Origin of the sequence: Streptomyces sp. DH12, assembly GCF_020873895.1 — a bacterium.
In the GTDB taxonomy this organism is placed as follows: Bacteria; Actinomycetota; Actinomycetes; order Streptomycetales; family Streptomycetaceae; genus Streptomyces.
On sequence record NZ_JAHWGT010000016.1, the window covers coordinates 94,624 to 116,588 of the forward strand.

A 21,965-nucleotide genomic window follows, 5' to 3' on the forward strand; every position below is an offset into this window, starting at 1 on the left:
GCGCTGCTGGCGACCGGGGGCAGCGAGTCGTTGACGGCGCTGGACGCGCACTGGAAGAAGGTGCAGGGCAAGCACAAGGACTTGGGGAAGGCGGCTCGTACGATCGCGGGGGCGCTGGACCGGGTTGCGGACATCATCGTCGCACGGAAGATCGCCGCGGTCGGCGAGCTGGCGGATCTGGCCGCCACTGTTGGGATCACCCTGGCCTTGGCGCCGGTCACGGGTGGGTTGTCGGCGCTGATCGGCGGGGCGAAGATCGCCGCTACGCGGATCGCGTTCAAGAGGATCCTCAAGGAGATGGCCGACGCGGCAGTCGCGGAGATCGTCGCCACGCTCACCGAACCAGCCGTCGCTGCGCTGGAGAACGTCGTGGCCGACCTGGCCATCCAGACCGCGCTGAATGCCACCGGCGTCCAGGACGGGTATGACACCGGGCAGACGGCGCAGGCGGCGAAGGATGGTATGCAGCTTGCTTCCGCAGGCGGCGCCGGGGCTGGTACGGGTGGCGGTGGCGGCCCGAAGATTGACCACGCTGCTCACGAGCGCGCCGGGACGCATCTCACCGGGGTGCAGGTTGCCATGCGCGACAAGACCGGTTCGAAGCTGGGGAAGGCGAAAGGCTTCCACGGTCGTGTCAAGGGCAGGGATGCTTTGACGGCCGTGTTGGACAAGACGGTCGACGGCGTGATGCGGAAGCTGACGAAGGCGCTGGACGACATTGGTGAGCACGTTGGCAAGACGCTTCCCAACGCGCTGTCCCGCAGTTCGAAGGCGCACCGGAACAGTGACCTCGACGTCCATGACCGCATCAAGAAGATCACCGCGGGGGAGAGCAGGAGCGGTAAGGACGGCTCTGGAAGGGGCGGCGCCGGTAGCGGGCGTACACGGCCGACGGTGCTGGGCAGGGCCCGGGAGCGGGCGCGCGAGCTCGCGATGTCGCTGCTGATCCGGCGGTGCAAGACGGACCCGGTGGACGTCGCGACGGGCGAGATGGTCCTCGCCCAGACCGACCTCGCCCTGCCTGGCATCCTGCCGGTGCTGCTGCAGCGCACGCACATATCCAGTTACCGCTACGGCCACAGCTTCGGGCCCAGCTGGGCCTGCACCTTGGATGAGCGCCTTGAACCGTGCGGTGCGGGCGTGGCGTGGGCGCGGGAGGACGGCTCGGTGTTGGTCTACCCCCGGCTGCCGGGGGATGACGGCCAGGGGGTGTGGGCGGTCGAAGGGGACCGGGTCCCTCTGCGTTTCGATGCGCGCAGTGTTCTCGGTGAGGTGACGTACGCGGTCACCGATCCGCATTCGGGATTGACGCGTCGTTTCACCGGCAGCCCGTACAAGGCGGGCGGGCAGTACTGGCTGACGGAGATCGAGGACCGCAACGGCAACGCCGTGCGTATCGGCCGGGATGACGACGGCGTGGCGACGATGGTGGTCCACGAGGGCGGCTACCGGGTGGCGGTGTTCACGGATGCCGTCCGCGGCCGCGTGATCGGGCTGGAGGTGCTCACCCCGGAGGGGCCGGCGAAGGTGGCGGCCTTCAGCTACGACGGGCAGGGGAATCTGGAGGCCATCAGCAACTTCGACGGCCCCGCGATGCGGTTCTCCTATGACGGTGATCATCGGATTACCTCGTGGACGGACCGCAACGGGCACACTTACCGGTACGTCTACGATGCCGCCGGCCGTGTCGTGCAGACGATCGGGCCGGACGGGGCTTTGTCGTCGTCGTTCACCTACGACACGGAGAACCGGGTCACCACCTTCACCGACTCCACCGGCGCGGTGACGATGACGCGGTTGAACGAGCTCGGGCAGGTGATCGCGGAGACTGATCCCCTGGGGAACACGGTGCTGCGCCAGTGGGACCGGTACGACAACCTCCTGTCGCGTACCGACGCGCTGGGCAGCACCGCAGAGTTCACCTGGGACGAGCGCGGCAATCTCACGGTCCTCCGCCAGCCGGACGGCGCCACGTCGACCCTGGAGTACAACGACCTCAACCTGCCCGTGCAGTCGACCGCCCCGGACGGCACCACGTGGCAGCAGAGCTACGACGAGCGCGGCAACCGGCTGTCTGTGACGGCGCCCGACGGCAGCAGCTCGAGCTACCGGGTCGGTGCGCACGGCGAGGTCGTCGAGCAGAGGGATCCGACCGGGGTGAGCGAGCGCCTCGGTTATGACCGCGCGGGAGTTCCCCTCACCCTTACCGACCCGCTGGGCCACCAGTACCGCGTCGAGCGTGACGCCTTCGGCCGGCCGGTGCGCGTCACCGACCCGGCCGGAGCCGTCACCCGGATGGAGTGGACCAAGCAGGGGTGGCTTGCCCGCTGTGTGCGCCCCGACGGCACCGAGGAGTCGTGGGCCTGGGACGACGAAGGGAACTGCCTGGCCCGCACCGACCCTCGGGGCGACACGACGCGTTTCGAGTACACCCACTTCGCCTTGCTCTCCGCGCGTACCGGCGCGGACGGGGCTCGCTACGAGTTCCGCTACGACACCGAGCTGCGGCTGACCGAGGTCCGCAACCCCCAGGGACTTGTGTGGACCTACAGCTACGACGCGGCGGGCCGCCTTATCGGCGAGAGGGACTTCGACGGCCGCACCCTCACCTACACCTATGACGCCGCCGGCCGGCTGATCACTAGGACGACGCCGCTCGGCGAGCGCATCAGCCTGACTTACGACGCCGGAGATCGCGTCGTGTGCAAGGACGCCGCCGGGCAGGTCACCCATTACACCTACGACGCGGCCGGCGACCTTGTCGCGGCCACCTCGCCCACCTCCACGGTGAGGTGGGAACGCGACGTCAATGGACGCGTGGTCGCCGAGACGGTCGACGGGCGCACCATGCGCTTCGCGTACGACGCCGCGGGGCGGACCGTCCGCCGCACCACCCCCACTGGGGTCGTCTCGGACTTCGGCTACGACGTGGTCGGGCACCGCGTGACGCTGAACTCCGGCGGTCACCCGCTGGCCTTCACCCGTGACCCTCGAGGCCGTGAACGCACCCGCACCGTCGGGGCCGGCCCCACCCCGTTGGTCCTCACCTCCGACTGGGACCAAGCGGGACGCCTTGCCTCCCACACCGTGGCGTTCGGTGACCATGCGCTGCGGGCCCGTTCGTACGACTATCGGGCGGACGGTTTCCTCACGAAGATCACTGACGAGGTGGCCGGCACCGTCAAACACTTCGACCTCGACCCGGTCGGCCGGCCCTTGCGCGTGACCGCGGAGGACTGGTCGGAGACCTACGCCTACGATCGCGCCGGCAACCAGACCGCAGGCTCCTGGCCCGAACAGGCCCGGCGCGCAGACGAGAGCGGGCCACGCACTTACGAGGGCACCCGGCTGCTGACCGCCGGGGCCGTCCGGTGTACCTATGACGCTGCCGGTCGCATCGTCACCCGGCACAAGACCAGGCTGTCACGCAAGCCCGACGTCTGGCAGTACACCTGGGACGCCGAGGACCGGCTGATCACCTGCCGCACCCCCGACGGGACGCTCTGGCGCTACGACTACGACCCGCTGGGGCGGAGGATCGCCAAGCACGGCCTGGCCCACGACGGCACCGTTGCGCACTCCGTCCACTTCGCCTGGGACGGCACGACCCTCGTCGAACAGACCGACACCGCCCACCACACCACCCTCACCTGGGAGTACGACGGACGCACCCCGCTCAGCCAGCTGGAGCGCCGCACCGGCCTGCAGCCGCCGACAGACGCCGACGTCGACTCCCGGTTCTTCGCCATCGTCACCGACCTGATCGGTGCGCCCACCGAGCTGGTCGACGAGGACGGCACGATCGCCTGGCAGAGCCGCACGACCGTGTGGGGCACCACGTCCTGGAACCGCACCGCCCTGGCCTACACACCGCTGAGATTCCCGGGCCAGTACGACGACGCGGAAAGCGGCCTGTACTACAACTGCTTCCGCTACTACGACCCCACGGCCGGCCGATACATCAGCCCCGACCCCCTCGGCCTGGACGCCGCCCCCAACCCGGCGGCCTACGTCATCAACCCCCACATGTGGATGGACCCCGAGGGACTGATTGCCAGGGGCTGCACCGAGAACGGCGGCTGGTACAGCGGGCTGACGCCCGCCAACCTCAAGAAGGCCGACGGCTCCCGCCGCACCGACGTCGACATGGAGATCAACCACATCCCCGCCAAGAACGCCTACGCCCATCTGGACCAGCCGGGCTTCAAGACCAACAAGGACGGCGGCGGCGCCGGGATGGGACCGGCCATCCGCATGGAGTACGACGACCACCGCGCGATGACCAGCACGGGCTCCAGCAACAAGTCCATCCGCTGGCGCGCCCAGCAGCGCGCCCTGATTGACGCCGGCCGCTGGGACAAGGCGATGATGATGGACATCGACGAGACGCGGAAGAAATTCGGCACCAAGTACGACCAGCACATCAAGGACATGATCGACAGCCTGAAGAGCAACAGGAAGTTCCAGAAGTTGCTGGAGAAAAAGGGCTGGACCATCGACTACGACATCCTGAAGTGACACACCGACCAAGGAAAGGCACAGCCACCCATGGACCTCGTTCTGGACCCGCCCCACGGTGTCGGCCCCGTACTCATCGGAATGACGCTCGCGGAAGCCGTCGCCGCGGTCACCCCTTGGGGGACGCCCAAGGTGGAGCACGACGACGATGACGCAACCATCCACACGAAGTGCCGCGAGATCGGTGTCACCATCCTGCTGGAAGACTCCGGCGAGGCCGTGACCGCAGTCGAACTGTGGTGGCCCGGCGAAGGCCGCAGCACCGACGTCCGTGTCCTCCTCCACGGCGACGACGTCTTCACGACACCCGCCGAGAACCTCTTCCGCGCCGCGCGTGAACGCGGCTGGACCGTGGACCAAAGCGAGCCCGAGTACCCATTCATCCCCGGGGTCTCCCTCGGCTTCACCCGCCAGACCTCCCAGGAGGTCCCCCGCACACCGGCTGGCCTGCCCGTCCACGCCACCTCGGTCCTCGTCGGCGACGAGCACTACTACGACGAGCGTCTCCACCTCAGCGCATGAATCCGTTGCCGCCTCCGCCGGTTGCCTACGTTTGCCGCAGCACCAAACAGCCCTGCCCCCCCCGTCGTAGGCCCTGAGTGGATGGTTCGTAAGCATTTGACCGTGTCTTGTCTTGAAGGGCGCTCATCAGCGGTTACTTCGAAAGGCGCTGTCCGGTGGGGTCGCAGGCGATACTCGTCTTGTGGACTGGTTGGAGCGAGCTCGGGCGACGGAACAGCTTCAAGATTGGGACGTGGCGATCGCGCTGGTAGGCGCCCACGCCGAATGCTTCTCCGACGATCCAGACATGCACGACAACCATCTGTGGCACATGGATCTGCTGGCCCGAGCGGAACGGATCTCAGAACTGACGGAGCGCGCTCTCACGGATAGCCACGCACGTCGAAGACTCAACAGATCGCTTCGAGAGCGGGGTATGGAGGCGGCGCTGCGTGACCGCGCCGAAGACGGCGACCGTGGCGCTCTGTACGTCCTTGGTCGACCGACACCGTGCGCACGGCGTACCTGGAGGGCCGCTCCATCGCCGCCCTTGCGCGCGACCACGGCGTCAGCCGCGGCGCCATCCGCACGGCTGTCGCCGACCTCTTGCCCGACCGCGCCGCCACCGAGGAGGACGCCCCGGCCCTGGAGCTGCTGGTCACCCTCGACATGCCCGGGAAGGTCGCCGACTTCCTAAGCGCCGCCGACCTGGAGGCCGCTGAGCGGACCGCGCTCGACCAGGGGGTGGTCGTACGGCGCGGCCAGGGATACACCCTGCGCGTCACCGCGGTCCCGGCCGTGCACCGCCGGCTCCTCTCCCTCTGCCTGTCAATGCTGGATCGGAGACAACGTTGGCGGATCCGAGCGTATGAGGCAGGGTGTCGAGGACGTCGTCGATGAGCCCGTAATCCTTGGCTTCTTCGCGGTGAGCCAACGGTCGTCGGTGAAGTCCTTGGTTACCTGGTCCGGATGGCTGGGGTCGCGGCTGCGCGCGGTTATCCGTCGTAGGCAGAGGGTGCGCGTGGAGAAGGTGTCCTGGCATCGGGGACCGGCCACCGTCTGTTCTGTCCCCAGGCCCGCGTCCTCGCGTAGCCACCGGCCGGAGGTACCATCGGGGAGTGGGATCGGGGCATGGCTTTGTTCACGAGTTGTGAAGTCGGTTCGTCATGACTTCGGGAGGCACCTGGTGACCGGTTGGGTCGATGTTCACGAAAGCGGACAGCACCAGGGGTCGCCGCGCGGCAGAGTGCAGGGGTGACCGCTACATCGGACCGCTTGGACCTGCCCGCTCGTCGTCGCCGCCACGCACGACTGATCGCTGCCCTGACTGCAACGGTCGGAGCCTGCGCTTCGGCGGCGCAGGCGTTGTACCAGCCCGTCGCCGATGCCCCGCCCGGGCAGGAGGCGGTCGTGGTGGACCCCCTGCCGGTTGTCTACCTCAGCCACACGGCCGCCCTACGACTGGAGGCGGCCCGGACCGAGGACGAAGCCCGGTGGTCGGCCGCCGTCGCACGGGAGCAGGAGCAGGCCCAGCGGACGAGCGCCGCGAGGGTGGCTCTGGCGCGGGCTCAGGAGATCGTGGAGGAGCCTGGAGTGTCCTGGCCCGTGCCGCTGCCGACCGCAGAACAGGGCGCGGTTATCGACTTGGCGGACGCCGGTGACCAGGTCGCTGAGCTATGGCGGGCCGATCCGCATCAGGCCGTCGCCCTGGTGCGCGAGTTGGTGGCCGGCGGCGAGTTCACCGCGGCCGAGATCCTGGACGCGGCGGTTGACGCGACCATCGGCGCCGCGCTGCTGACGCTGAACAAGGCGGGCACGGCGTCCGACCCGAGCCTGATGGCCGAGCAGTGCCTCGCTGCTGCCCCGTTCTTGGTGCTCGCGGTGGCCCTGGCATCCGCCGACCTGGACTGACCGAGATCAGCGCTCGTCGGTGCTGTCCGTTCTCGTGAACATTTGGCTTGGGCCATCGGGGCCTGGTGACGCCCGAACTGGTGACGAAGTGCTGTCGATTCTCGCGTACAGAGCCAGGGGCACGGCCGGAGAGGGCAAAGCCACCCGGTTGCCTCGGCTTCGTGGCGCAGTCCGTTCAGCCGCATGCATGAGCCTCCCTGCGCACCTGGCAGTAGAAGCGCGGGCCGCTCAAGGTGACGCGCACCGGGATGGGCATGCCTACTCTGCCGTCCGTCACGGTCTGGCAGGTGTACTTCGACAACTCCCGCTCGATGGGGACGACGACCGCCTCGGGAATATTGTTGCAACGCACGAGATCGGGCGCGAGGTAGGTGTAGACAGCATTGGCGGCGCCGTCCCGCGTGAGGATCGCCGTGCGAGGTTCAGCCCCCCACTTCAGGTCTTTCGGAGCGTCCGGCAGCGTGTACACAAGGATGTCCCACTCGGTCTTCAGGCCCTTCCACGTGCTCACGCATACGGCCTGAGCGCCCTTCTGCTGTTGCAGGGAAGCAGGGCACCGGGCCGTCGTCGTCCCCTCCGTGTTGACCATGTCGAGCACCTTCTCCCGCAAGCCGAAGGCGACCGTCTCGTGGAAGGCGGCATCGGGAGGTGGCGACGGGCGCAGTTTGACCGTTGGTTCCGGGGCCGGCTTCACGACCTTCTGGGGCAGCTCCGAGAAGGCAGGCCTCGGTGCGGAGTCGTCGTTCTTTCCGGTCCCGCACCCGGTGAGGAGCAGCCCAATGAGCCCGGCAACCGCGGTCATCTTCATGCGCATGACGGAAACAGTAGTGACACCGGCCGGCCCCCCTTGCTTCAGGTGAAGGTGGCGTCGGCGCAGCGTGGATCCCTAGCCCGCTGTCGAGTCGGCGCGCCCTTGGCCAGCGCCCGGGGTGCCTCGGCGTGGCGAGGGCGGTGCACGGTCTCGGCGCGACCGGGCCGCAGGGCGAGGGCGGCTGTGGGGAGAAGGAGCGCGGGCCTGTAGGCGGCCGCCATCAGGCGGGTCGGGGCGGGATCGCTCGATGGCGTGATGGGAAGGCTCGGCCGTGGGTGGTCAGCGCTCGGGCTTGGGGGGCCGCTGCATCAGCGCGGCCGCGGCCTCATCGAGGGTGACCTTCTCATGCAGCAGGGCGGAGATCACTTCGGTGATCGGCATCTCGACATCGTGGGCGCGGGCCAGGGCCAGGATCGCTTCGGCGGACTTGACGCCTTCGGTGGTCTGCCGGGTGGCGGCCGTCGCCTCCGCGACGGTCAGGCCGCGGCCGAGGTGGGTGCCGAAGGTGCGGTTGCGGGAGAGGGGGGAGGAGCAGGTGGCGACCAGGTCGCCCACGCCGGCGAGGCCGGCGAGGGTGGCGGGGTCGGCGCCCATCGCGGCGGCCAGGCGGGTGGCTTCGGCGAGCCCGCGGGTGATGAGCATGGCCGTGGCGTTGTCGCCCATCCCCATGCCGGAGGCGATGCCGACGGCGAGGGCGATGACGTTCTTCACCGCGCCGCCCAGCTCGCAGCCGGTCACGTCGGTGGAGGTGTAGGGGCGGAAGTAGGGGGTGTGGCAGGCCTGCTGGAAGCGGCGGGCGGCGTCTTCGTCGGGGCAGGCGACGGTGGCGGCGGCGGGCTGACCGGCCATGATCTCCCGGGCCAGGTTCGGGCCGGAGAGCACCGCGACCCGCTCCTGGGGCAGGCCGGTCACCTCGGCGATGACCTGGCTCGCCCGCTCCCCGCTGCCCTGCTCAATCCCCTTCATTAGCGACACGATCACCGTGCCGGGCGCGATGTGCGGCGTCCGCGCGGCGAGGTTGGCGCGCAGGGACTGGGCGGGGATCGACAGCACCAGGAAGTCGGCGCCCGCGAGCGCGGCGGCCGGGTCACTCGTCGCGGTCAGGTTGGCGGGCAGTTCGACGTCCGGGAAGTAGCCGGGGTTGCGCCGGGTGGTGTTGATGCCGTCAGCGATCTCGGCGCGGCGGGCGTGCACGGTGACGGTGGTGCCGGCGTCGGCGAGGACCTTGGCCATCGCGGTGCCCCAGGACCCGGCCGAGAACACCGCCGCGCGGACGGAAGCGTGGGTCACGGGAAGGTCCTCTTCAGGGCGGCGGTCCGGGCGCCGGGCTCGCCCGGCGCGGACATCGTAGCGGCCGGGCCCGGCCCGGTCGGGGCGGTCGGCAGACGCCGCAGGGTGAGCAGGACCGCGCGCCGGCCGCGCAGTGTGGGCAGGGCCTGGTGCGCCGTGCGCCTCGTGCAGCATGCGCGCGGCGGGGCCCGGGCCGAGCTCGGCGCGGAGCTGGTCGGCGTGGGCGATCCACAGCCGGTAGAGGCGCTTCCGCATGCCGGGCTCGCCGGGCCGCTCGTCGACGTGCTCCTGGCGCAGCCCGGCCGCGGTGAGGTGCGCGTGCCACGCCGGTCACCGACGGCTGGCTCCGCGGGTGCGAGGCAAGGGGCACGCTCCATCAAGGTGGGCGGCCGGGTGCGGCGCCGGCGCGGCGGCGGCCGTCACCCCGGCCGCCTGCGCGCTGTCGGCCGCGGGGTGGCCCTACTGGCTTTGTTCCGGCCCCGGGGGGGCGGGGCGAAGAAGTTCCTTGTTGGTCGAGCAATCAGAGTCCGGGTCTGCCACGAGGCAGAGGTTGTAGCCGTGCGCGTCCCGTCGAACGACCGCTGACAGTGAACAGTGGTCTTCCACGCTGGTGATGCTGATGCCGATGGTGTCGCCACTGGTCAGCGAGGCGTCAGCAGCGCTGAAGCCCGTATCGGTCGGGGCGCTGAAGAAACTCCACGTCCCGCTGAGCGAATCGGGACAGGAAAGGGTTCCCGGGAGGGCACTGCCCAGGTCGGTTCCCGTCGCGCGTCGGTCAGCTTCGAATACGAGGCGCGCTCCTGCCTCGTTTGTCCATGGGCCGGCCAGTGTCGCCTGATCGATCGACGCCGTATCGCCACCCGCGGTGCAGGCAACCGATGACCATGCCAGCAAAGCCGCCAACGCCGCGGCGCGGTACACCTTCGGGCGCATGCTCACCCTCCACCCGCCGCACGGTTTGAACGCGTTCAGCATAGCGGTCACGTGTGTCACCCCGATCGGGCTTCCCGGACGTGGCCTTATCAGTGAGTACGCCGCGAGGCGTCAGCCGCCACCACGCAGGTTGTCGGGATGTCCGTGATCACAGACCGGGGATGGCAGCCAGCCGAAGGCGGTCGACCCGGTCGTAGCGCTCCACCTGCACTTCGATGGCTGAGGCGCCAAAGCGAAGAGTGAGGCAGGCGTCCGCGTCGAGAAGCTCTTCAAGGTTTTGGCGGGCGACATCGTCAAACGGTGGCAAGACCACAGCCTGCCACTCACCCGTGCTGGCGGTGGCCATCACTCGGACCGGGACCCGAGCCAGGCACGTTGATTGATTGGCCCACCACTCCAGCTGCGCCGTCTCCTCGTCATAGTCCACGCCCCGAGCGTAGATGCCAGCACCTCTTGCACGCTCTGCCCGTCCTCCATCAGTCCGGGCACGAACCGCCGGGCCGCATTGACGGCCCGGGCCCCACTCACCAGCCCGCGCGCGGACGCCTCGACGTCCAGGTCCTCGATCATGATCCGCCACAGGCGCAGCAGCAGACGGCGGGTGAGGTCCTCGCGCACCGCCGCGACCGTGAACGCGGGCCGGGAGCGGCGGGCCCGGCCAAGGGCGTCGGCGTACCGGGCGACGGCCCGGCGGTCCTGCTCGCTCTCGCCGGCCAGCAGCCGGGCGACCACCGTCTCGTCCCACAAGTCCAGTCGGGGGTGGAAGACCTGGTGCGCCGCCAGGGTGCCGCCGGTAAGTTCGGCCAGGCGCTGCGCCAGCGGCCGGCCCGGGCTGGCGTCGGCCGGGTGCCAGGAGCGGTACTCCAAGAAGGCCGCCCACGTCCCGGAGAAGCCGGGGTTGAACAGCTGCTGGTAGATGAAGCGGTCCTCGGTGGACAGCACCAGGCCGTGCACGACGGTGCGCACCGCGGCGTTGGACCAGCGCAGGAAGTACGGCGTCTCCCACCCCGCGCACGCCGTCGCCGGCCGCCGCGATGCGATGGCGGGGACCCAACGGAGTACGACGCGCTGTACCGCGTGTTCGTCACCGCCCGAAACTCGGCCCCGTCCCGCAACTCCACGAGCTGCTCCATCCATCCGAACGGCCCGATCGATCCGGAGCCGCCCGAAGGCTGGGGGCAGTGCCTGTTCTGCAACGCGCAGGAGACCCCCGGGCCCGGCAGGGCGCACCGGCATCAGGAAGCCGGTACGAGGTCCCGCCGCCGCCCTACACCCACGAGGCCCTCCGGCGGCCACCCCGTCCGCCGCAGCCCTCGTCGACGGCACGACCAAGTGCCGCCGGCGAGGAGCCGGCTCGTCAGTGCGGCAGCGCAGCTCCTTACGATCCACCCCGCTCCTGGCTGCGGCCGCGTGCAGCGCCCGCAGCGCCACCAGGAGGACACCGATGTCGTCCAGGTAGACAGGGTCGGGGATCAGGTCCACCGGCGACACCGTATAGATCACGGCCCCCCAGAACAGGGCCTTCGACTGCAACGGCACCCCGGCGTCCAGCAGCAGTCGGCGCGCCCGGAACACCCGTGTGAGCAGGACCGCCGCGCATACGGCCACGACGAGAGCGAGAATCACGGCCACCACGAGCCAGGAAGAGCCGTCCATGGTGCCCTTGTACCCCTGCGGGTCCCCGGGCCGCACCGATCGATCCCTTGCCACCCGTGGCGCGAGCGGGACGGCCAAGGCCCATCCGAGAGCTTGCGCTCCGTCGGGGGACGGATGGCAGCGCACCGAGGAGGACGAGAAACTGCTCCGGCTGGTCAACCGGTACAGCACGCTGACGCTTCACCAAGCCGCCTACGTCTGTTGGGGCGGACGGATCGAGGCCGCCCGGCCCAGTGTGCAGCTGATGACCGAGGCCAGACTGCTGCTGCGCAGCGCGGACGTGCGGTGGGTCCGGACGGTCCTGTGACCACCGAACGCGGCGCGCGGATCGCCGGCACCGGGCTGAGTACCCCGCGGTCGCCAGGCGAGCGGCTGCCCTTTCGTAGCGCTCCCGGACCCTTCCGTGATTGGGGCGGGCAACCCCGACTTGCTGACGATCCCCCACGCTGCCAACCTCACGCCATGTCCGCACAGGGAGGGGCGGCGCCATGAGGGCCGGGCTGACCGCCCTGCGCCAACTGTTCGACGAGCCGCGACGACGGCAGTTCCGTGTCGCAGATATTCTCGCCGCCTCACATTGGCCGGAAATAGGCGTCAAATGTCAAATTCGCGAGACAGGCAGACATCCCGGTGTCATGGTGCGGGCATGAAGAAGATCGCGACACTCGCCGGAGCAGCCGTCGGGATAGCCTCCCTTCTCGTGGGTCTCGCCACTCCTGCGCATGCCGACCCCTATTGGAACAAGAGTAAGAAGTGTGAGCAGAAGGACTGGGACGGAAGGGTCGTACCCACGCGGTTCGGTAATGGCGAACTCGGATGGAACCACTTTTCGGGCAAGCACAACATCAAGAAGTGCAAGGTAGTCAACGGCCCCCTCAACGGGAAGCCCGACAAGGTGAGTGGCGCTCGCCTGGAATACTGGGGCTACGCCATCAACGGCGGACGTCAGGTGAAGATCGTTGTCGTCGTGCAGTACGCACAACGGACCGCTGACCGTCGGTACAATGCCGGCACCGGCCAGAAGATCGGCGTCATCACTGCCTACTGCCAGGGCATGAACAAGTGCCCCAACTGGGTCAACGAGTGAGATCTATGCACGAAGAGATCGCGGAGCAGCAGGCGGACATCACCTGCCTGCTGCTCCACCACATCCAGGCACCGCTCCCCGGGGACCAGTACATTCGAGGCATCCTTCCGGCCCTGGAGTCCGCCGAAGTTGTCCGGATCGCCACTGGCCCGGAAGACGCTTACACCTCAGACCGTCTGGTGGCCTATGAGATCCCCCTCCGCACGGACGGCGATTTCATTACCGGTTACGAGATCATCTATATTCTGCGTGCTCTCCTGAACTCTGGCACCCAGATCTACCCGAGCGACCGGGTCGGCACAGTCATGGGCATGACCCTTGTCCATGTGGATCCCACCACCGTGGAGACGGCGCCTCCCACCCCGGACGACAATGCCCTGACCATCCTGCGTTCCATCACCAACCCCTTCACCGAAGACCAGCCGGACCCGCGCCTGCGCGGATTCTTCTTCCTGGATCAAGACCGGCTGCGCCTCTACCTCGACACGCAAGACGCGCCCGGAGTGATCGCAGCAGACGTACGGCCCTCCGGCGCGATCACGGCCCTGCTCGCGGCCCTGCCGTCACTGATCGCCGAAGAGGAACGCATGACGGTGGACAGCGCGGACCCGCACTGCACACGCGTGGTGGACCTCACAGACTGGTGAGCAAGACGCTGAGGCCGTTGCAACCAGGCAGCGGGCGCGACGGCCGGGCGCTGCTCCTGGCGGGCGCGCCCGTCCACATCGACGAGCCGCTCCCGATCGCATTCGGTCCGGCTGGTCGGCGTGGACGGCCTGGAGGCCATGGGGCCCGGTCCTTGCTTGGGCCAGGCGGCCCCCGCTCGCCCGCCAGCCGGGCCGGGCGGCGGCCCTCAAAACACTGGCCCGCGGCGGCCGGGCTATCACGAAGGCGGTGTGTGGAGAGCTCGACAGCGCTTCCCCCAAAGTTCTACCGGCGGTAGAATTGGCGGTATGAGTAAGCCGACGAGCATCAAGACCAGCGAGGAAGTGCGCAACCGGCTGCGTATCCTTGCCGACGAGCGCGGCACCACCATCACTGAGCTGCTGGAAGAGCTCGCTTCCCGCGAGCTTACGGAAGCCGAGCGTGAGCAGCGTGCTGTCGAAGCGGCCCGTGAGCTCGGGATCGAGTACAGCGAGCAGGTCCAGCAGGTCGGGCAGGATGCCTGGGCGAAGATTCGCGCCCACCAGGGCGGCGCCGCCGCATGAACCTGACGGCCGTCTTGGACCACACGGCTCTGGCCGCTCTGTATCGTGCGGACCCCTTCTTCACCGGCCTCTACGTCGAAGCCTCGCGCGGCACCGGCCGCGTCCTGATCCCGTCGCTCTCCATCGTCGCTGCCGAGCGGCAGGACGCAGGCGCGGGCAAGCACGCGGCATCGCTGCGGTTCGCGGAGAACGTTCCGTTCACCGCCGCGCACGCGGTGGATGCGATGGACTGGAGGAATACGGACTGGCCGGTGGCTCACGCGGCTGCCATTGCCTGGCAGGCACTGAAGGCGGGGGAGCCGCTCACGGTCCTGTCGTTGGACCCCGAGCTGTATACGGGCACTGGCATCACTCCGCTGAACCCCACCTGACCCAGCCTTGGGCGATCGGGCAGACCAAAGGCCCACGTGGCGCTTGCCCTGCCGCTGTTCCCCGTCTTCATGACCCGTGGAGGGATGACTTATGTCGGAGACCCGAGCACGCCTGGAGAAGGACGTCGTCTTTCGGCATGTGATCACCGGTGCCCGCGTCAAGGTCACGTCCTCGCCGCGGAACTGGCCGCTGTACGGCCACGGCAAGGCGCAGGTCGTCACCCTCACCGTCGACGGCCGCGAGGTCCGCCCTCGCGCCGTCGAGGCCTGCCAGTTCCACGCCACCGCCTACACACGCGATGGCCAGCCCCGCCGCACCGGCTACGTCCAGGAAGCCTGATGAGCACCCGCTTTCCGACCAGGCACTGCGAGCGCGCCGACCTCCACGAGGCGCACATGGTGACGACTCCCGAGGCCGCCAGCGGCACCTGCCCCGGCTATCCGGCGCCCGCCCCGCACCAGGTGTGGCAGGACGCCGACAAGCGCCTCGAACGCGAGGGAGGCGTCCGCTTCCGCGTTATCACGCGGATCGACGGCACCCACGCGCACTGCCACGACTGCAACAAGACCGGCGAGCCCGCCTCCTCGCGGATCTTCAAGATCCGCCTTGACCGATTCAAGCCGACGAGCACCGGCTACCGGTACGTGGGGGTGGCCCGGCGGGTGAAGGGGATGGACGCCGGCGCCGCTCCCGGCCTTTGAGGACGGCCGCTTCTTCGCGCGGCGGGACTCACGGCACGAGGACCTGACTGACGACGTCCGCGGCCGCGGGGATCCCGCGGAGTGGGAACGCGTCCAAGGGCTGCTCGCCGTCGCGGCGCCGGGCACCGTCTTCGGCACGGACGTCGCCGCCCCGTCCGGGTTCGAGCCGGGCGGTGGCGTTGTCAGTGTCCTGCGTTACGGTCGTCTCCCCTGCTTGAGGGGGTGCTCCGTTCCCGCCCGGCCTCTACGTCAGGCCAGGCGGGGACGGGCGGCACGTGCCCCCTGTTGTTCTCGGCACGGGGGCCGGCCTCTTCCGGATGGAAGGGCGACACCAAGGTGTCCTGCCTCCATATGAGGGGCTCCCCGACCTGATTGCAAGGAAAACCGGGAACTTCACCCGCGCTGCCGCGCGGACGTGCTTATACGCGCGTCACAACGGTCATCTCCGGGCCTGACCGGACACTCCGCGAACCCTAATGTTCCGTGATTCCTTGATCACGTGGCGTAGCCGGTCATGGTCGGTCCATGCTGATGCTCCCTCAACCGCGGATCGGCACCCGCCGGTTGCCAGGGGTTCCTGTTGACGTGGTCTTCCGGATGGCTGCGGCATGACACAAAGGAGTGTGATGGACACCAGGAAGATAGCTCTCCTCTTGGTGCTGGCCGGGATGGTGTTCGGCTGGAGCATGATGATGGCGGCGATGGGCCACGTGGCGCTGGTCGCCACGCTCGCCCCCATCCTGGGCCTGACCGTGACCCAGGTGCTGCGCGGGTTCCGCCCGCAGCCCGCACCGGCTTCCCGGCAACCTGCCGCGGCGGTGGCCCGCGAGGAGGACGGCACCTCGTGACACCGCTCAACGTTCCGGGCCCGGCTTCCGAGCCGGGCCCGACCCGCCCGGGCCGCAAACTCGGCCCCATCGCCGCCACCGTCGGCAGCTCCCACCGCGCCTGGCTCGAACCCGCCCGCGAGCACTACCTCGCCAGCGGCCGCACCCTCAGCGACCTCAGCGTCCGCGTCCCGTTCGCCAAGTCCAAGCTGTCCGAACTGCTGCGCGGCGTGGGCCACTACCCCCGGTGGGAGGTCATCCACCGCCTGGCCGTCGAGCTCGACATCCCCGGCTGGCCGCTGTACCGGCTGTGGAAGCAGGCCGCCCTGGACGCCGGCAAGAGCCGCGACTGGGTCGAGCGGTCCACCGAAGGAGCCATCACCCTGGCCACCACCCGGTTCGGACCGCCCCTCGAGCACGGAGCCCTGCGCTCGATCGTGGAAGAGGGCTACCGCCGCTACGCCGAGGCGTTCCTGCACGACGAGGCGCTCGAAGCCGCAGTCGAGGACACCTTCGCCATCCTGTGGCTCTCCTTCGACGACGCCCTGGCCAGCCCCGACATCCGCCGCTACGCCTGGAACATCCTGCGCGCCACCGTCCACGCCAAGGCCGACCACCGCGACCAGCGGCCCGTGCTGGGCGACGCCGCCTTCGACACCGTCGCCCTGCGCGCGCACACCACCCCGGAGGGCCAGGCGACCCAGATGGCCGAGAGCCTGGAGCTGTTCACCGCGATCAGCAAACTCCCTCCCGCCCAGCTCGACGTCGTCATCCTGCGGCGCGTGTGCGGGTATCCCTACGCCAAGGTCTCCGACCTCCTCGGCATCCCGCTGGCCGCCGTACGGTCCGACGAGCGCCACGCCAAACGCTTCCTGGACGACACCATCGAGCTGCCGCCCCAGACCGGAGGACCCACCCCATGACACCGCTCGAAGACCTCCTCTCCAGGGCGTTGCTCGCCCCCGGACGTACCGTGCCCCGCGACACCGTCCCGCCCAGCGAAGCCGACCCCGGCGCCCGCCCGGCCGTAACCCCGGGCGAGAAGCCGAACGCCTCCGCGGCCGCGGACCTGCGCGCACTGTGCGAGACCCTGGTGACCCACACCCCCGCCACCGCGGTCGCCGCCTTCGTCACCGACCAGGTCCCCGAACCGCGCAGCGCCCTGGTCCTGGCCTGCGTCCTGCAACTGACCGACACCGACGACGGCGCCCGGTTCTGGTGGCAGTACGCCGCCGGCGCAGGCCAGCCGGCCGCCGCCTACTGCCTCTACCTCCACCACCTGGCCCTCGGCGAGACCCACACCGCCCGCTGGTGGCACCAGCAGACCGACGACGTCAAACCCCAGCACGCCCCCGTGCACACCACCATCCACCGAGACGGCAAGCCACTGGTCCTGCGCCCCGATGAGGCCTCCACCACCACGATGCTGCGCGTCCTACGGCGCCTCGCCCGGCACACCACCCGCCCCCGCTCCGCCGTGGTCACCGAGCTGATGGACTACATGCCCACCGCGGTCGCCGTCGGCTACCTCCGCGAACCCGAAAGCGAGCTCCCCCTCCCCGGCCCCCACTTCGCCTGCAAGATCCGCACCCTGCTCGAAGCGGCCGCCGACCGACCGAGCGCCTCCAGCGGCCTACCGGCCCGCCCGCACACCCGCCCAGGCCTGCGACGAGACACCTCCCGCACCACACCGCGGATCCACCGACAGGTCGATGAAGCCGCCACCCACCGCTGAAGACCGGCCGCGCCGCGCCCCCGCTCCGCCGAGGGCGCGGTGCGGGGAGACGGGCGGCCCGGCCTGACGACGCCGCCCGACTGGGACGCGGAAGGCGCTGTCCGGTACCGGCGCCTCCGGAGTCCGGCCCGGACGGTTCCGGCTACGGCTACGGCTACGGCAAGCGCCGGGCGAGGTCGGCGGCAAGTTGCCCGGCCGCCCAGCCGCGCTCGGGGTCGAGCCGCTCCAGGTCTCGGAGATACTCGATCGCCGTGCGGGCCTCGGCGGCGGTGAGCAGGGCGAGGCGGGGTTCGTCCGTGTAGGTGCCGCTTACCGGCTCGGCGTCAGAGTCCACACCGTCCTCAACAGTGCTCGCCCAGGCCAGGGCACGGGACGGGCTCTACACGGTCGGCGCGCTCGCCGCGATGGAGGAGACCGCGTTCTGCCGGATCCTCGGCGGGAAGGCCGGGCGCACCCTGCGCAACCGCGCTCGCGGCATCGACCCCCGCGGCCCCGTCCTCGTCCGGGCGGGGCTTCTCGACCTCATCGTCACCCTCGCCGAACGGATCCGTCGGCGCGAGCAGGTCGCCCGCAAGGTGACCGTGTCCGTACGGCTCACCGACGGGTCCACCGTCGACCGCACCCGCGTGCTCCCGCAGGCCTCCGCCCACACCGAAGACCTCCGGGCCGTCGTCTTCCGGATTGGCTTTGTACGCGGCCGAGGCCCGGGGGATGTCGCCGTGGGGGCACCAAATGTCGCCGTCGACATGGCGGCCTCCGGGCCAGCCGAAGGCGGGGACGACCGCGTGGGCGGCGGGAAGCCGCTGGCGAGGTGGGCGAGGTGAGCGAGGCCGCGGGGGGGCAGCGGGGGGCCGAGTCGGCCGCCGCCGTCCGACGTACTGCATGCCACAGCGGGAGTCGGCGGAACGGCTGGGTCCCGCTGGGGTCTTGGCGAGGTGGTAGGCGGCCATCTCCTGCAGCTCGCCGGGCAGGTGCCCGGCCGTGGTGAGGGCGGTGAGCCGGTCGGCGGTGACCGCGCGGAGGACGGGACTACCCGCTGTGTAAGGCGTGCCGACCGAGCGAGCCATGACGGCCGAAGAGCGCCGCCGCGCGCTATTCGGCCAGGTCCGATGGCTTTGTGCCATTCGTCGGCAACCCGCCTCCAGCATCACCAAGGTGCCGCTAAACAAGAAGGCTGGCGGCGACATCCAGCCGTCCCTGGGGTGAATGCCAGTCGGTGGGGAGGCCGGGGCGGTTGGTGACCATCAACGTGGCGGTGCTGCTCGTAGTCGTCGTCATCTGGCGGCTGCGGCGGCGTACGGAGACCCGCAGCCGCTTCGACGAGAAGCTGACCGTCGTCATCGTCCGTCCTGGCGCTGGGCGTCCTGCTCGCCCCCACTCCGGCCGGTCAGGGGATCATGAACGTCATGGCGCAGTTGGCGAGCGGCGTCACGCAGGCCGACCGATGAGCTGCCGCACCGCAGGGATCCGGCGGCGCACGGCGGACCGCGGACCTGGGGAGCGGGGGAGTGATGGCGGCACGTCGACGGCGCCGGCGCTTGAAGAAGCAGACCCGCCGGCAGCTGCAGGGCTGGGGCGCGGTGGCAACGCTGGCCGCAGCGGTGTGGGTCGCCGCGAACTGGTCGACGGTGTGGCCCGTCCTGGTGACGGTGCTTGCCGCGGCCACGCTGGGCGGGGCGGGCTGGGCGCTGCTGCGGGCGCACCGCCAGGCGGTCAGCCGAGACCAGGTTTGGCGGGCACAGGAGGAGGCCCGGGCGCGCGAGTTGTCCATGGCCCAAGTCGATACCCTGACGTGGCAGCAATTCGAGACGTACATCGCGGAGCTGTGCCGGCGGGACGGTTGCAGAGACGTCGTCGTCAGCGGCAAGAGCGGCGACCTGGGCGCGGACGTCGTCGGCTACCTGGCCGACGGCCGCAAGCTGGTCATCCAGTGCAAGAAGCACGCAGCGCATCGGAGCGTGTCCTCGCAGGACATGCAGAAGTTCGTCGGCACCGCCCGTCTCGAGCACCGCGCGGACGTCGCCCTGTTCGTCACCACCTGCCGCGCTTTCACCAGGGACGCGCTGGGCCTGGCGTTGCGCCAGGACATCGTGGCCCTGCACCGCGACCTGCTGGGCTCCTGAGTAAAGGGCGCTCACCTGGAGAGCCTGATCCCGCTGAACGGCAGCGGCGGCGGCACCAGGCGGCGCCCCTCTGCCTGACCGCGACGCGCTGCCGTCGGTCTCGACCTTGAATAAGACACCGAGGATGGCCGGCCCGCCCGGACGGAAGCGGAGCACGACCTTGTACTCGACCTCCTGGTCCTTGAGGACCTCGCTGTCCACGATGTCGGTCCCCTACTGCTCTTCGGGCGGCGGACCGGCCTGCCTAGAACAGCTAGGCCTGGCGGCAGCCTCGGAGAGCCAGTCCAGGCCGAGCTGGGACGTGTCGGGCACGGGGAACGAGATCTCTGAGAAGTTGGCCGAAAACCCGCTATAGGCAACTAAGCAGCTGCTTCCCGACAACTAAATAGCGCAACATTTTGGCGAGTTCCGTTAATTTCTTGGCGCTTGCAGTCCAACCCTCGTAGGTTTTTGGAGACCGAGTTCCGACCTTGAGGGGGAGTTTTGCAGAATCGCCTGTTATCGGCCATAGTCATCTCGGCCACCATCCTGCTAACCGCCGGCGTCACTCCGGCCAGCGCTTTTGACGGCACCGACACCGACATTCCCTCCGACTACTCGGGCGAGGAGTTCACCGACGACCTGGTGATCGAGGACGTGCCGGGAGACCCGGAGGGCTGGACGACGCGCGGCGCCGCCGGCTCTTCGCCGATCGAAACCTTCCAGTACCAGGTGGGGGGCCTGACCATTTCCATCCCCACCGGCTGTGCGCTGACGCACGTCATCAAGGGCGACGGAAAGAGGATCACCAACCAGATGGCGGGGGTCGACTGCGTAGGCCCCTCGGCCCTCCTCGCGAAGTTCTGCAACACCAGGCTGGAATTCCACTACGCCAACACGGCAGGGAAGACGTACAAGATCAAGCGCGGCCCGCTCAACTCCCCCTGCCGTAGCGGGACCGTCAACTCCCTCAACGTGGCTGCAGACCACACCCTGGCTCACTACGGCAAGGCGTGTGCGCAGCTCTTCGTCAACGGTAAGCGGCGGGCCGTACAGTGCCACTACATCACTTCGTGAGCCATTATGGATGACATGGCATACAGCTCCAGGAAGTGGTGGACCGAATTGGCGTTATTTGTGCTGGTAAGCACAGCGAGCGCTCTCCTTCTAGCCGTCCTCTGGGCCATGTCGCTCGAGGGACGCGAAGAGACAGTCAACGGGCTTGTCTTCATCATCCCCGGCGTGGTCATCGGATTGATGGCGGCCGCACGATACCGCCGCCATCACACCGCTTCGGGCTCTAGCTGACGGTCCCGGGCCAAAGAAGTGGGGTCTGCGGCTGCAGTCGCAGACCCCACACCATAGGCACTCAGCACGTACCCGTGTGCGGCCATGACTTCCTCGAAGGCCAGGATCAGTTCGACTCCCTCCTCGACGCGGCAGGTGTCGTTGCCCACTCCGGAGGCGAGGAAGCGGACGAGAGTGCCGGCGGCGGTGTCACCCGCGCGCAGGCCGCGGTGCTGGGCAGCAGCAGGGCCTGGTCGACATCGCTGGGAGCGGACTGCGTGTGCTGCAGCAGGGCCTTGCCGAACCGGGAGACACGGATTCACGAGCCAGACGCGGGAGAACACGGGTGCGCCCGGACGGAGGGAAGCGGGCCGGCGCACCAAAAGGGGAGTGGGGGATCAGCGCAGGTGTCCGAGGTGGATGACGCTGACGCGGACCTGCTGGTCGCTGATCTCGTATATCACCCGGTAGGCGCCGACGTGGATGCGCAGCACGTCGGCTTGGCCGAACGCGCCGTCGGGCCGCGGGTTGTCGGCGAGACGGCCGATGGCGGTGAACACCTGCCGTACCCCGGCGGGGTCGTCTCTGGCGTAGCGTTCCGCTTGGGCGAGTGCCTCGGGCTCCCAGATGACCTCGTAGCTCACGCCTCAGCTCCGCCGGACACGCGCCGGTGCGCCTCGTCGTGCGACACGCCGGCGTCTTCGCCGCGGGCCCGGCGAGCGCGGTAGGTAGCCAGCGCCCGCAGCTCCTGCAGCTCCAGGGCGTCGGCGGGGCTGACCAGTATGGCAACGGTCCGCCCGTGGTCGGTGATGGCGACCGGTTCCCGCGTGGCACTGACCTCGCGCGCGATGGCGCCCAGGCGGGCGCGTGCCTCCACGATCGAGTAAGTGATCTCCGTCATGCACACCGGCTTACAGAAGTGTGCATGTCTCTCCCACCGCCATATGCGCGTCTGTACGCCATGCGTACGGTGAAAGTGCGCTGCCCGTACGGTTCTAAGGTAGGGTGGCGGGCGGGAGATGTTCC

The 21,965-nt window shown here is 69.4% G+C and carries 25 protein-coding genes and 2 pseudogenes; 18 read left to right on the forward strand and 9 right to left on the reverse strand.

Annotation, left to right across the window (positions count from 1 at the left end; genetic code table 11):
• Window positions 1–30 precede the first annotated feature (30 nt).
• The 4 genes from LPA54_RS16910 (at window position 31) to LPA54_RS16925 (ending at window position 6,930) form a co-directional block, all read left to right on the forward strand.
• Window positions 31–4,518 (forward strand): RHS repeat-associated core domain-containing protein, encoded by a 4,488-nt coding sequence (locus tag LPA54_RS16910; RefSeq protein WP_228978513.1) that lies wholly within the window; start codon window positions 31–33, stop codon window positions 4,516–4,518.
• A 30-nt stretch (window positions 4,519–4,548) separates the two neighbouring features.
• Window positions 4,549–5,040 (forward strand): hypothetical protein, encoded by a 492-nt coding sequence (locus LPA54_RS16915; RefSeq protein ID WP_228978514.1) that lies wholly within the window; start codon window positions 4,549–4,551, stop codon window positions 5,038–5,040.
• A gap of 489 nt (window positions 5,041–5,529) precedes the next feature.
• Window positions 5,530–5,919, forward strand: a complete 390-nt coding sequence (locus LPA54_RS16920) for a resolvase (RefSeq protein WP_228978516.1) — start codon at window positions 5,530–5,532, stop codon at window positions 5,917–5,919.
• Between the two features lie 510 nt (window positions 5,920–6,429).
• Window positions 6,430–6,930 (forward strand): hypothetical protein, encoded by a 501-nt coding sequence (locus LPA54_RS16925; RefSeq protein ID WP_228978518.1) that lies wholly within the window; start codon window positions 6,430–6,432, stop codon window positions 6,928–6,930.
• 175 nt (window positions 6,931–7,105) lie between these two features.
• Here the strand turns inward: LPA54_RS16925 and LPA54_RS16930 are convergent, their stop codons facing one another.
• The 5 genes and pseudogenes from LPA54_RS16930 to LPA54_RS16950 form a co-directional block, all read right to left on the reverse strand.
• Window positions 7,106–7,744 (reverse strand): hypothetical protein, encoded by a 639-nt coding sequence (locus LPA54_RS16930; RefSeq protein ID WP_228978521.1) that lies wholly within the window; start codon window positions 7,742–7,744, stop codon window positions 7,106–7,108.
• Between the two features lie 276 nt (window positions 7,745–8,020).
• Complete coding sequence (locus LPA54_RS16935) at window positions 8,021–9,031, reverse strand: NAD(P)H-dependent glycerol-3-phosphate dehydrogenase (protein WP_308112865.1); 1,011 nt, start codon at window positions 9,029–9,031, stop codon at window positions 8,021–8,023.
• 459 nt (window positions 9,032–9,490) lie between these two features.
• A complete protein-coding gene (locus LPA54_RS16940; protein WP_228978524.1) occupies window positions 9,491–9,964 on the reverse strand; it encodes a hypothetical protein in 474 nt (157 codons plus the stop codon).
• 148 nt (window positions 9,965–10,112) lie between these two features.
• Window positions 10,113–10,310, reverse strand: coding sequence for a hypothetical protein (locus LPA54_RS16945; RefSeq protein WP_228978526.1), 198 nt, complete (start codon window positions 10,308–10,310; stop codon window positions 10,113–10,115).
• A gap of 1,040 nt (window positions 10,311–11,350) precedes the next feature.
• Window positions 11,351–11,620: pseudogene (locus LPA54_RS16950) on the reverse strand (YkvA family protein); the annotation flags it as partial.
• Here LPA54_RS16950 and LPA54_RS16955 point away from each other — a divergent pair.
• The 10 genes from LPA54_RS16955 to LPA54_RS17000 all read left to right on the forward strand — a co-directional run bounded on the left by LPA54_RS16955 (window position 11,619) and on the right by LPA54_RS17000 (window position 17,550).
• A complete protein-coding gene (locus tag LPA54_RS16955; RefSeq protein WP_228978528.1) occupies window positions 11,619–11,927 on the forward strand; it encodes a hypothetical protein in 309 nt (102 codons plus the stop codon). The pseudogene LPA54_RS16950 and the gene LPA54_RS16955 sit on opposite strands and share 2 nt — an antisense overlap.
• Before the next feature lie 339 nt (window positions 11,928–12,266).
• Window positions 12,267–12,707 carry a hypothetical protein gene (locus tag LPA54_RS16960; RefSeq protein ID WP_228978529.1) on the forward strand — a complete coding sequence of 147 codons (441 nt, stop codon included), beginning with the start codon at window positions 12,267–12,269 and terminating at the stop codon, window positions 12,705–12,707.
• Between the two features lie 5 nt (window positions 12,708–12,712).
• Entirely contained in the window at window positions 12,713–13,354 is a 642-nt protein-coding gene (locus LPA54_RS16965; RefSeq protein ID WP_228978530.1) for a hypothetical protein, read from the forward strand.
• Between the two features lie 306 nt (window positions 13,355–13,660).
• Window positions 13,661–13,915 carry a hypothetical protein gene (locus tag LPA54_RS16970; RefSeq protein WP_228978531.1) on the forward strand — a complete coding sequence of 85 codons (255 nt, stop codon included), beginning with the start codon at window positions 13,661–13,663 and terminating at the stop codon, window positions 13,913–13,915.
• On the forward strand, window positions 13,912–14,286 hold the full coding sequence (locus LPA54_RS16975; RefSeq protein ID WP_228978532.1) for a PIN domain-containing protein: 375 nt from the start codon (window positions 13,912–13,914) through the stop codon (window positions 14,284–14,286). The genes LPA54_RS16970 and LPA54_RS16975 overlap by 4 nt, the downstream gene beginning before the upstream one ends.
• A 91-nt stretch (window positions 14,287–14,377) precedes the next feature.
• Complete coding sequence (locus LPA54_RS16980) at window positions 14,378–14,626, forward strand: hypothetical protein (RefSeq protein ID WP_228978533.1); 249 nt, start codon at window positions 14,378–14,380, stop codon at window positions 14,624–14,626.
• Window positions 14,626–14,988, forward strand: a complete 363-nt coding sequence (locus tag LPA54_RS16985) for a hypothetical protein (RefSeq protein WP_228978535.1) — start codon at window positions 14,626–14,628, stop codon at window positions 14,986–14,988. The genes LPA54_RS16980 and LPA54_RS16985 overlap by 1 nt, the downstream gene beginning before the upstream one ends.
• A 626-nt stretch (window positions 14,989–15,614) precedes the next feature.
• Window positions 15,615–15,836 carry a hypothetical protein gene (locus LPA54_RS16990; RefSeq protein ID WP_228978538.1) on the forward strand — a complete coding sequence of 74 codons (222 nt, stop codon included), beginning with the start codon at window positions 15,615–15,617 and terminating at the stop codon, window positions 15,834–15,836.
• Complete coding sequence (locus LPA54_RS42880; RefSeq protein ID WP_228978540.1) at window positions 15,833–16,738, forward strand: sigma-70 family RNA polymerase sigma factor; 906 nt, start codon at window positions 15,833–15,835, stop codon at window positions 16,736–16,738. The genes LPA54_RS16990 and LPA54_RS42880 overlap by 4 nt, the downstream gene beginning before the upstream one ends.
• Entirely contained in the window at window positions 16,735–17,550 is an 816-nt protein-coding gene (locus LPA54_RS17000; RefSeq protein WP_228978542.1) for a hypothetical protein, read from the forward strand. Before LPA54_RS42880 ends, LPA54_RS17000 begins: the two co-directional genes overlap by 4 nt.
• Window positions 17,551–17,704: 154 nt before the next feature.
• Here LPA54_RS17000 and LPA54_RS17005 read toward each other — a convergent pair whose 3' ends face one another.
• On the reverse strand, window positions 17,705–17,884 hold the full coding sequence (locus LPA54_RS17005; RefSeq protein ID WP_228978544.1) for a hypothetical protein: 180 nt from the start codon (window positions 17,882–17,884) through the stop codon (window positions 17,705–17,707).
• A 13-nt stretch (window positions 17,885–17,897) separates the two neighbouring features.
• Here LPA54_RS17005 and LPA54_RS17010 point away from each other — a divergent pair, with 13 nt between their 5' ends.
• Window positions 17,898–18,374 (forward strand): hypothetical protein, encoded by a 477-nt coding sequence (locus LPA54_RS17010; protein WP_228978546.1) that lies wholly within the window; start codon window positions 17,898–17,900, stop codon window positions 18,372–18,374.
• Window positions 18,375–18,711: 337 nt separating this feature from the next.
• Here the strand turns inward: LPA54_RS17010 and LPA54_RS17015 are convergent, their stop codons facing one another.
• Entirely contained in the window at window positions 18,712–18,891 is a 180-nt protein-coding gene (locus LPA54_RS17015; RefSeq protein ID WP_228978628.1) for a hypothetical protein, read from the reverse strand.
• On the opposite strand from LPA54_RS17015, the pseudogene LPA54_RS17020 reads away from it, so the two are divergent.
• From LPA54_RS17020 to LPA54_RS17030, 3 genes and pseudogenes are all read left to right on the forward strand, one after another.
• Window positions 18,806–18,998: pseudogene (locus LPA54_RS17020) on the forward strand (hypothetical protein). The gene LPA54_RS17015 and the pseudogene LPA54_RS17020 sit on opposite strands and share 86 nt — an antisense overlap.
• A gap of 90 nt (window positions 18,999–19,088) precedes the next feature.
• A complete protein-coding gene (locus LPA54_RS17025) occupies window positions 19,089–19,673 on the forward strand; it encodes a restriction endonuclease (protein WP_228978548.1) in 585 nt (194 codons plus the stop codon).
• Between the two features lie 483 nt (window positions 19,674–20,156).
• Window positions 20,157–20,729 (forward strand): hypothetical protein, encoded by a 573-nt coding sequence (locus LPA54_RS17030; protein ID WP_228978550.1) that lies wholly within the window; start codon window positions 20,157–20,159, stop codon window positions 20,727–20,729.
• Window positions 20,730–21,337: 608 nt separating this feature from the next.
• Here the strand turns inward: LPA54_RS17030 and LPA54_RS17035 are convergent.
• Window positions 21,338–21,583 (reverse strand): type II toxin-antitoxin system RelE/ParE family toxin, encoded by a 246-nt coding sequence (locus tag LPA54_RS17035; RefSeq protein ID WP_228978552.1) that lies wholly within the window; start codon window positions 21,581–21,583, stop codon window positions 21,338–21,340.
• The gene (locus LPA54_RS17040; protein WP_228978555.1) at window positions 21,580–21,840 is read right to left on the reverse strand and encodes a type II toxin-antitoxin system Phd/YefM family antitoxin; all 261 of its coding nucleotides are present in this window, start codon (window positions 21,838–21,840) and stop codon (window positions 21,580–21,582) included. The genes LPA54_RS17035 and LPA54_RS17040 overlap by 4 nt, the downstream gene beginning before the upstream one ends.
• Between the last annotated feature and the right edge of the window lie 125 nt (window positions 21,841–21,965).